Annotated in this window: 14 protein-coding genes; all 14 read left to right on the top strand. The window is 45.9% G+C overall.

Going from position 1 to position 13248, the window contains the following annotated elements; all coding sequences use genetic code 11:
• The first annotated feature begins 18 nt into the window (after positions 1-18).
• The gene (locus tag D6853_RS05395) at positions 19-2535 is read left to right on the top strand and encodes a hypothetical protein (RefSeq protein WP_120657022.1); all 2517 of its coding nucleotides are present in this window, start codon (positions 19-21) and stop codon (positions 2533-2535) included.
• 136 nt (positions 2536-2671) lie between these two features.
• Positions 2672-3055 carry a VOC family protein gene (locus D6853_RS05390; RefSeq protein WP_120657021.1) on the top strand — a complete coding sequence of 128 codons (384 nt, stop codon included), beginning with the start codon at positions 2672-2674 and terminating at the stop codon, positions 3053-3055.
• A 51-nt stretch (positions 3056-3106) separates the two neighbouring features.
• Complete coding sequence (locus tag D6853_RS05385; protein ID WP_120657020.1) at positions 3107-3805, top strand: histidine phosphatase family protein; 699 nt, start codon at positions 3107-3109, stop codon at positions 3803-3805.
• Positions 3806-3819: 14 nt separating this feature from the next.
• A complete protein-coding gene (locus tag D6853_RS05380; RefSeq protein WP_120657019.1) occupies positions 3820-4122 on the top strand; it encodes a Dabb family protein in 303 nt (100 codons plus the stop codon).
• Positions 4123-4124: 2 nt separating this feature from the next.
• Positions 4125-4898 (top strand): lysophospholipid acyltransferase family protein, encoded by a 774-nt coding sequence (locus tag D6853_RS05375; protein WP_120657018.1) that lies wholly within the window; start codon positions 4125-4127, stop codon positions 4896-4898.
• Positions 4899-4986: 88 nt separating this feature from the next.
• The gene (locus tag D6853_RS05370) at positions 4987-5664 is read left to right on the top strand and encodes a hypothetical protein (protein ID WP_120657017.1); all 678 of its coding nucleotides are present in this window, start codon (positions 4987-4989) and stop codon (positions 5662-5664) included.
• Positions 5642-6499: a 2-oxo acid dehydrogenase subunit E2 gene (locus tag D6853_RS05365; RefSeq protein WP_158588668.1), complete on the top strand. Its 858-nt coding sequence runs from the start codon at positions 5642-5644 to the stop codon at positions 6497-6499. Before D6853_RS05370 ends, D6853_RS05365 begins: the two co-directional genes overlap by 23 nt.
• A gap of 159 nt (positions 6500-6658) precedes the next feature.
• Positions 6659-7240: a glycerol-3-phosphate responsive antiterminator gene (locus D6853_RS05360; RefSeq protein ID WP_120657431.1), complete on the top strand. Its 582-nt coding sequence runs from the start codon at positions 6659-6661 to the stop codon at positions 7238-7240.
• A gap of 87 nt (positions 7241-7327) precedes the next feature.
• On the top strand, positions 7328-8830 hold the full coding sequence (gene glpK, locus D6853_RS05355; RefSeq protein ID WP_120657015.1) for a glycerol kinase GlpK: 1503 nt from the start codon (positions 7328-7330) through the stop codon (positions 8828-8830).
• 2 nt (positions 8831-8832) lie between these two features.
• Positions 8833-9540 carry an MIP/aquaporin family protein gene (locus D6853_RS05350; RefSeq protein ID WP_092250149.1) on the top strand — a complete coding sequence of 236 codons (708 nt, stop codon included), beginning with the start codon at positions 8833-8835 and terminating at the stop codon, positions 9538-9540.
• Between the two features lie 14 nt (positions 9541-9554).
• Positions 9555-11045 (top strand): NAD(P)/FAD-dependent oxidoreductase, encoded by a 1491-nt coding sequence (locus tag D6853_RS05345; RefSeq protein WP_120657014.1) that lies wholly within the window; start codon positions 9555-9557, stop codon positions 11043-11045.
• Positions 11042-12376 (top strand): NAD(P)/FAD-dependent oxidoreductase, encoded by a 1335-nt coding sequence (locus D6853_RS05340; RefSeq protein WP_120657013.1) that lies wholly within the window; start codon positions 11042-11044, stop codon positions 12374-12376. The genes D6853_RS05345 and D6853_RS05340 overlap by 4 nt, the downstream gene beginning before the upstream one ends.
• A 14-nt stretch (positions 12377-12390) precedes the next feature.
• A complete protein-coding gene (locus D6853_RS05335; RefSeq protein WP_120657012.1) occupies positions 12391-12756 on the top strand; it encodes a DUF1667 domain-containing protein in 366 nt (121 codons plus the stop codon).
• 44 nt (positions 12757-12800) lie between these two features.
• Positions 12801-13064: a hypothetical protein gene (locus D6853_RS05330; protein ID WP_120657011.1), complete on the top strand. Its 264-nt coding sequence runs from the start codon at positions 12801-12803 to the stop codon at positions 13062-13064.
• Positions 13065-13248: the final 184 nt, after the last annotated feature.

The following is a 13248-nucleotide window of genomic DNA, read 5'->3' as shown; positions in this document are numbered from 1 at the left end:
ACTTGGAGGGTTAAAAAATTGAGAAAAAACACACTTTTGAAAGTAGTCACAATCGTACTTGCTGCAGCAATCGCAGTGATCAGTGTACCTGTAAATGTTTGGGCCATGGATGGCGACGCTTTTGAAAATGTTCAGGAAGATAGAAGCGAGGAAGAGTATCAGGAGGATACAAACGAGGAAACAGCAGAAGAGACAACAGAAGAGACAACAGAAGAGACAACAGAAGAGACATACAGCGAAGCAGTAGAAGAGGCTGCAGAGGCTGAAGACGCAGCAGAGGAAGCAGTTGATACAGCAGAGGAAGCTTGCGAAGCAGTTGAGTCAATCGTTGACGGAAACGAAGAGGCAGGATTCGAGGCAGCATCTGCTGAGGACGGCGGAGCAGTAGCTCAGGAGAGCGTTGAGACATTTGTTGAAGCAGTTGAGAATAGCAACGTAGCAGAGACTGTAAACGAGGCAGCAGTTGATCTTCAGGCAGCTAAGAGAGAGCTTGTAGTTGCAAGCGAGGCTGACAAGGAAGCAGATGTTAAGGCAGTAGAGACTGTAGAGAACGTAGTAGCTGCTCAGTACATCGCTGACAGCGCAGCAGAGACAGTTGCTGAGGCTAAGGTTGAGGCAGAGGATCTTATAGAGACAATCACAAATGCTGATGCAGACGCAGAGCAGGTAAGCGAGGCATTTGATAAGCTTGATAAGCTTACAGACGATACAAAAGAAGAAGTTGAGATTAAGAGAGTTGCTTTCGAGGCTCTTTGCGACAAGTTCGAGCAGGCAAAAAGAGAGCTCTCAGGCGCTCAGAGAGTATATGATGAGACAGTTAAGGCTCTTAAGAGCGATGACAGCAACGTAAAAAAAGCAGCAGAGAAGCTTGAAGAGGCTAAGAAGAACGTAGAGACTCTTTCAGAGGCTTGCGACAACGCAAAGGAAGCTCTTGAGAAGGAGCAGGCTGCTGTAAAAGATATCAATAAAAAGAAAGAGATTTCTGACGCAAATAAAGACTGGAAGACTCAGGATAAGCTCATGGAGAGCATTATCAGCGGATATATCATCCCTAACATGGTAGATAAGGACGCAACAAACTTCACATACACAGATATGCTCAGAGGTTTTGACCGTCAGAACAGCTCATACTGCATAGTTACATATACAGATAAGGACGGCAACAGAGTTCAGCGTTATTTCAATATTGACAGAACAGACAGACAGTTCAAGGCAAACGATCAGTGGTACAAGCTCGGAAGCTCAAGAGAGATCGTAATTTACGAGAAGCCCTTAGAGGATATCACATCTTCTGAGTACCAGAAGCAGCACTTCGGAAACAAGAGCGTAACATCACAGTTCAAGGCAGATGTTAACTCCGGTAAGTATGATGTATATTCATTCGATTATGCAGACGGAACAAACGAGTTCAAGTGCATCGATGAGATCCAGGAAGCAGTTAAGAACAAAGAGATGACAGTAGTTGACGGCGTTTACTACCTTAACGGCGTAGCAGGACGCAAGATCGTACAGACAACAAGCGGAAACGCAAAGGGAATCAGAGTTTCAACAAAGGATGACGAAGGTCTTCAGGAGTTCATCGCAAACGCTTCAAAGCTCGTAGAGAAGTATGAGAAGTATGGCGAGACAATCGCTGATACACAGGATAAGATCGACGAGGCAGCTGATAAGGTTGAGGCTTTAGAGGATGCTATCGAAGCTATCGACGAGAACGAAGACAGAATCGCAAAGGTTGTTACAAAAGACTTTGTTGCAGGTCTTAGAACATATATTGACGAGCAGGATATCGACAGAATCGTTAATGCAGAGTCAATTGAGGAAGCTATCAAGATTCTTGATGAGATCCTTGAGGGTGCAAAAGAGGATTTTGAGAACGCTACAGCAGAGCTTGATGAGCTTATCGCAAAGCGCGACGAGATCAAGGAGCAGCTTGAGCAGGAGAACATCGATTCTCTTGTAGAGGACGAGGAAATCGTAATCGAGACTGCTATCGAAGAGGCAGTTATCGAAGAGGCAGTTATCGAAGAGGCAGTAGTTTCTGAGGTAGCAGTTGAGGCAAAAGAAACAGCTAATGACGTTACTATTGTAAATGACACAGAGACAGTTGCAACAGTAGAGGCTGTAGCAGCACAGGAAGCTCCTGTAGCAATGGTTACAGCAGTAGCAGGAAAAAGAGAAGGTGTAAGCGCTTTCACAGCAGCTGAGGAAAATGTTATCGCAGCAAGAGTACAGGGAACTGTACTTGGCGCAAGAAGCAACAGAGGCGGAAACGCAAACGGACAGAATGCCGGAGTTATCGCAGCAATGAATCCCGCTGAGCTTATGATGCAGATTCTTGGAGCAAAGAGACTTAACATGAACAACAAGAACTTCGCAAAGAGTGCAAACAGTGAAGCAGCTATCGAGGATGTAGTAGAAGCAGATGCAGAGCCCCTTACATTGCCTTTAGACGGCGCTGCAAACAGAAGCTGGTGGTGGGTTATCACTATCGCAATCCTTGGTGTTTTGGGAAAGATTTGGCCCGTAATCTTCTAAATATAAATAACGTAAAAATAATTAAGGCAGGTCCTTCGGGACCTGCTTTTTTATATAGTGCAAAAGGAAAGAGCCTGGTGTATCATTGTTTTATGGCGATTGAGCCCGAAAGCATGCATTTTAGGAGGACGACATGATGAAGATTGAACACATTGCAATGTATGTAAATGAACTTGAGAAGGCACGCGACTTTTTCGTGAAATACCTGGGAGGAAAGTCCAATGACGGTTACCACAATCCTAATACAGACTTTCGCTCCTTCTTTATTTCTTTTGACGACGGGGCAAGGATCGAGCTTATGAATAAGCCCGGACTCGTAGATGCTGACAAACCTCTTACAAGAACCGGATATATTCACATCGCTTTTTCTGTAGGGTCAAAAGAAAAGGTGGATGAGCTTACCGAAAGCCTCAAAAACGCATGCTTTGAAGTCGTAAGTGGCCCCAGAACCACAGGCGACGGCTACTACGAGAGCTGTATTGTTGGAATTGAAGGGAATCAGATAGAGATAACAATCTGATGAGAGAGTGAGATAGAGCGACTTATTTGATATTAACAACAGGAGAATGGTATGCGACTTATATTTGTCAGACACGGGGAGCCGAACTATGAAAAGGATATCCTTACACAGACCGGCAGAGAGCAGGCGCAGAGCACTGCAAAAAGACTTCAAGGAGAGGATATAAAGGCAATATATGCTTCTCCGATGGGCCGAGCCAAAGAGACGGCTTCATACACAGCCAAGGCACATGGCCTTGATGTTAAGACACTTGATTTCATGCACGAGATCAATTGGGGCGACAAAGACGGAAACAGCGACAAGATTCCGTACGACGGTCATCCATGGACGCTTGCGTACAGAGTGCTTACAGACAGCCCGGAATATGTGGGAAAAGACAATTGGACTGAGCACCACTTTTTCAAAGACAATATCTGCATGGAGTACTATGAAAAAGTTTCCGAGGCTTTTGATAAGTTCCTTGAAAGCTATGGCCTTTACAGAAAGAACGGACTCTACGAGTGCCGAGAGCACAACGATGATACGATAGCTCTTTTTGCTCACGGAGGTTCAGGCGCGGTTATGTTCTCGCATGTGTTGAATCTTCCGTTCCCATTTGTACTTACTTCGATTCCCTACGGGGTTTGCTCCGTATCTATCATTAACTTTGAAGAGCAGGAAGGCAGGATTGCGATTCCGAGGCTTGAATTGTTCAATGACATGGGACACATTGAATCATTTAAACAAGAGAAACTTCATTTCGAGAAGTAAAAAGGAGAAAAAATATGGTAAAGCACGTAATTTTATGGTCACTTAAGGATGAATTTTCAGCTGAGGAAAAAGCTAAGATCAAAGCTGAGATAAAGGAAGGACTTGAATCGCTTAAGGGCAAGGTTCCGGGACTTCTTGAGATCAAGGTCAACACCAACGGACTTGCATCTTCAAACGTAGATTTAATGCTTGATTCCACGCTTGAGAGCGAGGAGGCACTTAAAGCCTACGCCGTTCACCCCGAGCATGTAAAGGTTGCCGACGAGAAGGTAAGACCATTTACAAAAGCAAGAAACTGCCTGGACTACGAGATTTGATCATGAAATACTCAGATACATTCATTGATAACCACATAAAAAATACGCACCCGCTGTTTCGCGTGGTGCGTTATCTTGTCTGGCTTTTTACGCCTAAATTCGAGGTGATCGGAAAAGAGAACCTGCCTGAGGGCGCGGCTGTCCTTGTCGGAAATCACTCGCAGATGTTCGGCCCCGTTGCGGCGGAGCTGTACTGCCCCGGCAAGCACTACACTTGGTGTATCTCCGATATGATGGAAAAAGACAAGGTGGCCGAGTACGCTTACAAGGACTTCTGGTCAAAAAAGCCTGTGGCGGTGCGACCTTTTTATAAGCTGTTGGCACATCTTATTCCGGCACTTTCTCAGCTTATTTTCACAAATGCCGACACCATTCCCGTTTACAGGGATAGGCGTCTTATGAAGACTTTTCAGCTTTCAAGCGAAAAACTCTCCGAGGGAGCCAAGGTTGTGATCTTCCCCGAGGAGTACGAAGAGTACAACAACATTGTTCATCACTTCCAAAGAGGCTTCATACACACGGCCAAGTATTACTACAGGCAGAGCGGGGAGGCAATCCTGTTTGTTCCGGTATATGTCTGTCCGGAGCTTAAGAAGTTTGTGATCGGTAAAGCAATCTCTTTTGACCCTGATAATAAGACCGACGAAGAGGCAGACAGAATCTGTAATTATCTGCAGGATACCATCTCTGAGCTTGCTTATGCGCTTCCAAGGCACCGTGTCACGCCATATCCCAATGTTTCGAAAAAAGATTATCCATTTAATGAAAAAATGTAGTAGTATATATACGCTTATATTTTGAAAATCAAAAAGAGTATCTCAAAAGAAGAATTCAATATTTAGAAAGAGCTTTTGAATTTTTGTAATGAGAAAACCCGTAGTTGATTACACAAAACTTAGATTAAATAATATAACAAGCCCGCAGTACAAGCATTTACTGCTGCTTCTTGGCTGGGTCTGGTACCTTGCGATGTACTTTATCACCGAGAGATTGATCCCGGAAGATAGGTGCCACGTGATCCACAGCGTCGTCGACGATATCATTCCTTTTAATGAGTACTTCGCAATATTTTACGTATCATGGTACCTGTTCCTTGTAGGTTCGCTGTTATATTTTCTTTTATATGATATAAAAAGCTTTGTCCACGCGCAGAAGCTGATCGTGGGGATGCAGATTGTTGCGATGGCGACATACGTGTTATGGCCTTCGGTTCAGTATTTAAGACCGGATCACTTTGAGAGCAGCAATGTATTTACCTTTATCATGGGACTTATTTACAAGGCCGACACGCCTACGGGAGTGTGTCCGTCGCTCCATGTGGGATATACGCTCGCAGCGCTTTCTGCTTGGATCTGCCGCAAAGAGACAGCTCTTTTGAAAAAAGTTCTCATCGGGGTATGGTCCTTTTTGATCTGTATTTCGGTATGCTTTGTTAAGCAGCATTCGTTCACGGATGTGTGGGCCGCTGTTGTGATGTATATCTTTTTGATGATTATTTTTTATGTGGAGGGAAAAAGACGTGGGAAAAAGAAGATGGGGTGACCGCAGAGACGGCACACTTATCAGGGATATCGACGCGATGCATTATGTAATGCCGCTGATGTATCCAAATAGATGCGACAACGAGGCATTTATGTCGATGACTGTCGATATAGCGGGGACCGAGGAGTATATCCGTAAGTTCAACGCTGAGCATCCCGAAGCAAGGATTTCTATCTTTGATCTTGTTATCGCCGCGATGCTTAAGACGATACGTTTAAGACCTCAGATGAACCGTTTTATCGCCAATAAGAACGTTTATCAGAGAAACAATATAACAGCTGCTTTTACGGTCAAAAAAGAGTTCCGTGACGACGGAGATGAGACTCTCGCAAGAGTTGTTGCGGAAGATGGCGATACACTTGCGGACATCAGTGCCAAGGTAAGATCGCAGATTTCTTTTTGTAAAAAAGAGGATGATGAGTCGACAGATGCCATGAATGTGATAAAGAAGCTTCCGTTCAAGCACCTTATAGGACTTGTGGCAAGATTCCTCGACAGGCACGGATGGATGCCGCAGTCCGTTATCGCGACAGATCCGTACCAGTGCTCGGTTGTTCTTTCAAACCTTGGTTCCATCGGTATGAACATCGGTTATCATCATCTGATGAACTGGGGAACAACGTCTATCTTTGTTATCGTCGGTACCAAGAAGTTCAAACCCAGCTATGATGCGCAGGGGAATGTCACGATGAAGAAAGTCATCGATCTTTCTTTTACCATAGATGAGAGGATCTCTGACGGCTTCTACTACGGAAAATCCATGAAGCTTCTTAAGAAGCTTTTGGAAAATCCCGAGCTGATGGAAGGGAAGCTTTCGGAAGAAGTTAGGTTATAAATTTTTAATAATACTATTGCAATATGCATAAGAGAATGGTATTATAAATATAGTCGTTTGGACAAATTGACCAATAATATCCTTGGAGAAAAGAGCAAGGGGACAGATGAGGGAGAACCTCATGTTTCTAATCATGCTCTTTTTTTGTTGGTAAAGTACATGAAAAACCGTGAATTTATTAACAAAATTGAACTTAATCCTATAATAGCTGCCGTGAAAAACGACGAAGGTCTTAAAGCGGCGCTTGGCGAAGATGTGGAGATCATATTTGTGCTCTACGGTGATATTTGCAGCATAAGCCGCATCGTAAAAGAGATAAAAGCTGCGGGCAAGGTTGCAATGGTGCACGTTGATCTCATTACGGGGCTTAATAATTCAAAGGACGTCTGCCTTGATTTCATCAAGAACAATACCGAAGCGGACGGCATCATAACGACTAAGAGCAATCTTATCTCGCACGCCAAAGAATTGGGACTTAGTACCGTGCTTAGGTACTTTATATTGGACAGCCTTGCGCTTCAGAATATAGAGAAGCAGGCAAGAGCACAGGGAGTAAAGCCCGATGTAATAGAGTTTTTACCGGGCATCGTGCTTCAGAAGATGATAAGGAGGATAAACAAGGTCAGCAGAGTTCCCGTGATCGCGGGCGGTCTTATAGCTGACAAGGAAGATGTCATGAATGCCCTTGAAGGTGGGGCAATCGCTATTTCAACAACGAACGAAGCTGTATGGGGACTTTAACGTAAGATACTTGACACTCGGAAAATTAAGGCGAGGAGCGCTTTAATGGATACATTTCTTATTTCTTACTTAAAAGGAGGGAAAAGTATGGCGAAATACGTAATGGCGTTGGATGCGGGTACAACCAGTAACAGATGTATCCTGTTTAACGAGAAGGGGGAAATGTGCAGCGTGGCGCAGAAGGAGTTTACGCAGTACTTTCCGCAGCCCGGCTGGGTTGAGCATGATGCCAACGAGATTTGGCAGACACAGCTGTCTGTAGCACGTCAGGCAATGCAGAAGGTGGGAGCAACCTATGAAGACATTGCCGCTATCGGAATCACCAATCAGCGTGAGACCGTTATCGTATGGGACAGAAAGACGGGACAACCCGTGTTCCATGCTATCGTGTGGCAGTGCCGCAGAACCGCGGATTATGCACAGGGAAAGATGAAGGAAGATCCCGGCATAGTTAAGAAGTTCCAGGAAAAGACAGGTCTTAAATTCGATCCTTATTTCTCGGGAACCAAGATCCGCTGGATCCTTGAAAACGTTGACGGTGTAAGAGAACGTGCGGAAAAAGGAGAACTGTGCTTTGGAACCGTTGATTCATGGCTTATCTTCAAGCTCACAAAGGGCAAGGTTCATGTAACGGATTATTCCAATGCATCGAGAACTCTTTTGTTCAACATAAACACACTTGAATGGGATGATGAGCTTTGCAATATCCTAGAGGTTCCGAAGTCCATGCTTCCAGAGGTTAAGCCCTCGAGCTGTGTATACGGTGAGACTGATCCCGAGTTTTTCGGAGGCCCCATCAAGATCGCAGGTGCAGCGGGCGACCAGCAGGCAGCTCTTTTCGGACAGACATGCTTTACAGAAGGCGAAGCAAAGAATACATACGGAACAGGCTGTTTCATGCTTATGAATACAGGAGAAAAACCCATCTTTTCAAAGAACGACCTTCTTACCACTATAGCCTGGGGACTTGACGGTAAGGTCGAGTACGCTCTTGAAGGCTCTGTATTCGTTGCAGGCGCTGCAATTCAGTGGCTTAGAGATGAGCTTAAGATAGTTGATTCATCACCCGATTCCGAGTATTTTGCAACTCAGGTTAGCGATACCAACGGCTGCTACGTAGTTCCGGCATTTACCGGACTAGGCGCACCGTATTGGGATCCTTACGCAAGAGGAGCAATTACGGGACTTACAAGAGGTGTAAACAAATACCACATCATAAGAGCAACACTTGAGTCGCTTGCTTTCCAGACCTATGATGTTCTTCACGCCATGGAACTTGATACCGGCAAGAAGATCACATCACTTAAGGTTGACGGAGGCGCTTCCAAGAACAACTTCCTTATGCAGTTCCAGTCGGATATCCTTGACACCAAGGTTCTTCGTCCGAGCTGCGTAGAGACTACAGCCATGGGAGCATCCTATCTGGCAGGTCTTGCAGTCGGATACTGGAAGAGCAAAGAAGACGTTATCAGAAACTGGTCGATCGACAAAGAGTTTACCTCACAGATCGATTCGGCTAAGAGAGAAAGTGAACTTAAGGGATGGCATCAGGCAGTTAATTCGACCCTTGGATGGGCAAAGGAGGATTAAGTATGTTAGTTTACATTGCTGAGTTTATCGGAACTATGTTTTTGGTACTGTTGGGTGATGGTGTTTGTGCTACGGTTAGCCTTAATAAATCAGGTTTTAAGGGCGCAGGCTCTACACATATCCTTATGGGATGGGGCACAGCGGTTCTTCTTCCCGCTTATGCATTCGGCGCAACTTCGGGAGCACACTTTAATCCCGCTGTTACCATAGGCGCTGCTGTAAGAGGAGCTTTTGACTGGGCACTTGTTCCCGGATACATAATCGCGCAGATGCTTGGGGGCTTCTGCGGAGCGGTTCTTGTTTATATCCTTTATAAAGAACACTTTGACGCTACCGAAGATCTTGCGACCAAGAGAGGAGTTTTCTGTACATCGGCTTCTATCAAGAATCAGGTGCTCAATTTCCTTTCTGAGTTCGTTGCAACCTTCTGCCTGGTATTTTTCCTTGCGGCAATTCCCGGAAACGCAGCAGACAGCGCAGTTTCATGGGGACTTGTATATGCGGTTATCGTAGCCTGCGGTGCTTCCTTCGGAGGACTTACAGGATACGCTATGAACGCAGCAAGAGATACAGCTACACGTATTGCTTACATGGTACTTCCCATTAAGGGAGAAAAAGACGCTGATTGGAGCTATGGATGGATTCCTGCGGTAGCACCCATCTGCGGTGGTATCTGCGCATCCCTTCTTTACATGGCACTATTTGGCTGATAAAGGAGATGCTTATGTACGATGTGATAGTGATAGGCGCCGGAGTTACCGGTTCCGCAGTTGCAAGGGAACTGTCGAGATATGACATAAGTACCTGCGTTTTGGAAAAATGTGAAGATGTATGCGAGGGAACATCCAAAGCCAATTCTGCGATCGTACATGCAGGCTTTGATGCTGCCGAAGGAACACTTATGGCAAAGCTCAACGTCCGCGGAAACGAGATGATGGATGAGCTTAGCCGCGACCTTGATATTCCGTTCAAAAGAAACGGTTCAATGGTCGTATGTATCCACAAAGAGGCGCTGGATGGCCTAAAAGAGCTGTATGACAGAGGAATAAAAAACGGCGTAAAAGGTCTTAAGATCTTAAGCCGCGAGGAAGCTCTCAAGATGGAGCCCAATCTTTCCGAAAACGTGCAGGGTGCTCTTTATGCGCCGACAGGCGGAATCATCTGCCCCTTCGAGCTTAATATCGCCATGGCGGAGAACGCCTTTGAAAACGGTGTGGATTTTAAATTCAATACCGAGGTAAAAGATATTAAGAAGGGCGAAGATGATCTTTGGCACCTTCAGACCAACAGCGGCGAGTACACAGCAAGATATGTTGTAAACGCAGCGGGCGTCTACGCAGACATGATCCACAACATGGTAAGTGCTGATAAGATAAAGATCACGCCCAGAAGAGGTGATTATTGTCTTCTTGATAAGCAGGTTGGAGGGCATGTAAGTCACACTATTTTCCCCCAGCCTACTAATCTCGGAAAAGGAGTACTTGTATCACCTACCGTGCACGGCAATCTGATCGTGGGTCCGACTGCGATCGATATTGATGACAAGGAAGGAACCAACACTACCGCAGAAGGAATAGATGATCTTATTTCCAAGGCGGGAAATCATATTCGTAATCTTCCTATCAGAAATGTCATCACCTCTTTTGCGGGGCTTCGTGCACACGAAGAGCATCACGACTTTATCATCGGCGAGATTGCAGATGCCCCTTGCTTTATCGACTGCGCGGGAATCGAGTCCCCCGGACTCTCTGCAAGTCCTGCTATCGGTGAGATGGTCGGTAATATATTAAAAGAAAAAATGAATCTCAAGGAAAAAGAGAATTTCAAAGCCACAAGAAAAGGCATTGTAAGGACGGAAGGCCTTTCTGTAGCACAGATGAACGATCTTATCAAAAAGAATCCCGCATACGGCAATATCATATGCAGATGCGAGATGATAACGGAAGGCGAGATACTTGACGCTATCCACAGACCGCTTGGAGCAAAGAGCCTTGACGGCGTGAAGCGAAGAACCAGAGCGGGCATGGGAAGATGTCAGGCAGGCTTCTGTTCACCAAGAACGATGGAGATCATAAACAGAGAGCTTGGAATTCCTTATGAGAAGATCACCAAGAGCGGCGGCGAATCCGTGATCGTACCCACCAGGACCAAAGAAGGAAGCGGTAACAGTGCAACTTCCTTAGAAGGTACAAGAGGGGAGGTGACCGGCGCATGAAAAATTACGACATTGTAATTGTAGGCGGCGGCCCCGCGGGTCTTGCGGCGGCCGTATCAGCCAAGAAAGCGGGATGTGATTCCATCCTTATTCTCGAAAGAGATACCGAGCTTGGCGGAATCCTCAATCAGTGCATACACAACGGCTTTGGACTTCATACCTTTAAGGAGGAGCTCACTGGTCCCGAGTATGCATACAGATTTATCAAGCAGGTTCTTGATCTCGGAATAGAGTATAAGCTCGGAACCATGGTAATGGACATCGCTCCCGATAAGACCGTGACCGCGATGAATAGGGAAGACGGAATGTTCACTATCCCTGCCAAGGCAGTCATCCTTGCGATGGGCTGCAGAGAAAGACCCAGAGGAGCACTTAATATTCCGGGTTACAGACCTGCAGGTATATTCTCTGCGGGAACCGCTCAGAGACTTGTTAATATTGAAGGCTACATGCCCGGAAAAGAAGTCGTTATCCTGGGCTCAGGTGATATCGGACTTATCATGGCAAGGCGTATGACGTTTGAAGGTGCCAAGGTTAAGGTCGTGGCAGAGCTCATGCCTTATTCCGGCGGACTTAAGCGTAACATTGTCCAGTGCCTTGATGACTATGGAATACCGCTTAAGCTCTCACACACGGTAGTTGATATCGAGGGAAAAGAGCATGTGACGGCGGTTACCATCGCGGAAGTAGGCCCTGACAGAAAGCCTATTCCGGGTACCGAAGAAAGATATACCTGCGATACACTTCTTCTTTCCTGCGGTCTTATCCCCGAGAATGAGCTTTCTCGCTCAGCAGGCGTTGAGATGAATCCCGTTACAAGCGGTCCCATCGTAAATGAATCGCTCGAGACCAATATTCCCGGAGTGTTTGCCTGCGGAAATGTACTTCACGTTCATGACCTTGTTGACTACGTTTCCGAGGAAGCGGGAAGAGCGGGTGAGAACGCAGCCAAGTATGTGAGCGGCGCGGAGGAAGCCGGAGCTACGCAGGGAGCGGATGGCAAGTCCGGCGCGGCACAGGCCGAGGCCGGCGGGGATGCGGAGGCCGGTGGGGCGCATGTCATCGCGCTTGCGGCCACTGATGGCGCTCGCTACACTGTTCCCAGCACTATCAACGTTGATCGCATGAGCGACCTTCTTACGGTTAGGTTCAGAGTCGGCGACGTATACAAGAACTCTTTTGTAAGTGTCTACTTCGATGATGAGAGAGTGATGCACAATCAAAAGAGGATCATGTCTCCCGGCGAGATGGAGCAGATAGTGCTTCGTAAAGCACAGCTTGCGGAGCGCCCGCTTCTTAAGACTATAACCGTCAAGATCGAGAATGAGTAAGGGAGGTAAGCATAATGGAAAAGAGAGAACTTACATGTATAGGCTGCCCCATGGGCTGCATGCTTACCGTAATCCTTGAAAACGGCGAAGTCACGGAAGTTACCGGAAACACTTGCCAGAAGGGCGATATCTACGCACGAAAAGAAGTGGTCAATCCGACAAGGATAGTCACAAGCACCATGTGCGTTGTCGGCGGTGAAAAAGAGCGCGTCTCTGTTAAGACCGCCTCCGACATCCCCAAGGACAAGATCTTTGACGTAATGCGCGACATCGACGCTGCAAGCGTCAGCGCGCCTGTCAGCATCGGCGACGTAGTCCTTGCCGATGTCGCAGGAACCGGCGTTGACGTCGTAGCAACAAGGAACATACACGGCCGCTAATTGAGAAAACGCGAAAAGAGGCATGTAAAAAGAAGTGAATCTACATGCCTCTAATTAAGAAAAGCCAAAAAGAGGCATGTAAAAAGAAGCAAATTTACATGCCTCTAATTAAGAAAAGCCAAAAAGAGGCATGTAAAAAGAAGCAAATTTACATGCCTCTAATTAAGAAAAGCCAAAAAGAGGCATGTAAAAAGAAGCAAATTTACATGCCTCTAATTAAGAAAAGCCAAAAAGAGGCATGTAAAAAGAAGCAAATTTACATGCCTCTAATTAAGAAAAGCCAAAAAGAGGCATGTAAAAAGAAGTGAATCTACATGCCTCTAATCAAGAAAAGCCAAAAAGAGGCATGTAAAAAGAAGCAAATTTACATGCCTCTAATCAAGAAAAGCCAAAAAGAGGCATGTAAAAAGAAGCAAATCTACATGCCTCTAATCAAGAAAAGCCAAAAAGAGGCATGTAAAAAGAAGCAAATTTACATGCCTCTAATCAAGA

It is taken from the genome of Butyrivibrio sp. X503 (assembly GCF_003625475.1).
GTDB lineage: Bacteria > Bacillota > Clostridia > Lachnospirales > Lachnospiraceae > Butyrivibrio.
Note: the sequence above shows the minus strand (reverse complement) of the source record. Positions and strands in the feature narration are given on the sequence as shown.